Origin of the sequence: Paraclostridium dentum, assembly GCF_012922555.1 — a bacterium.
In the GTDB taxonomy this organism is placed as follows: Bacteria; Bacillota; Clostridia; order Peptostreptococcales; family Peptostreptococcaceae; genus Paraclostridium; species Paraclostridium dentum.
The window spans coordinates 1-480 of record NZ_WIPK01000113.1 but is presented as its reverse complement, the minus strand read 5'-3'; the positions used below and the strand labels follow the sequence as shown (position 1 = coordinate 480).

At 52.1% G+C, this 480-nt stretch carries 1 protein-coding gene; it reads right to left on the bottom strand.

All coding sequences use genetic code 11. The annotated features are described in order from the left end of the window. Positions 1 to 75 precede the first annotated feature (75 nt). Positions 76 to 480, bottom strand: a 405-nt coding sequence (locus GFJ41_RS21080) for a ferritin family protein (protein WP_170076014.1), incomplete at its 5' end; no start/stop codon positions are given.

Below are 480 nucleotides of genomic sequence, written 5' to 3'. Positions count from 1 at the left end.
TTTAGAGAAGTGAAACTTAAACTTTAAGCTCAATTCTGCATGAACACAAATCAGACAGTCTGCGCTAGAGGTAATTTAACTCTTTCCGCCCAGGGTGTGTTTATCAAACAGGTACTCGGCCATGCGGTTGTTGCCAGCATCCATCTTGGTGAGGTTGGTGATGTGGTCACCCAGTTTCTTGATGGCCTCCACTTGCTCGTTCAGGTAGTGAGTCTCCAGGAAGTCACACAGATGAGGATCTCCTTTATCAGAGGCGAGTTTGTGCAGGTCCAGCAGAGCCTGGTTCACAGACTTCTCCAACTGCAGAGCACACTGCATGGCCTCCAGTCCACTGCCCCACTCATCACGCTCCGGTTTCTTGACGTCCTGGAGGAAAATGCGGCCGCCTCTCTTGTTCTGGAACGACATGAACTTCTCGGCGTGCTCGCGCTCCTCGTGCGCGTTCTCTTTGAAGAAATGCGCGAAGCCCTCGAGAGCGAC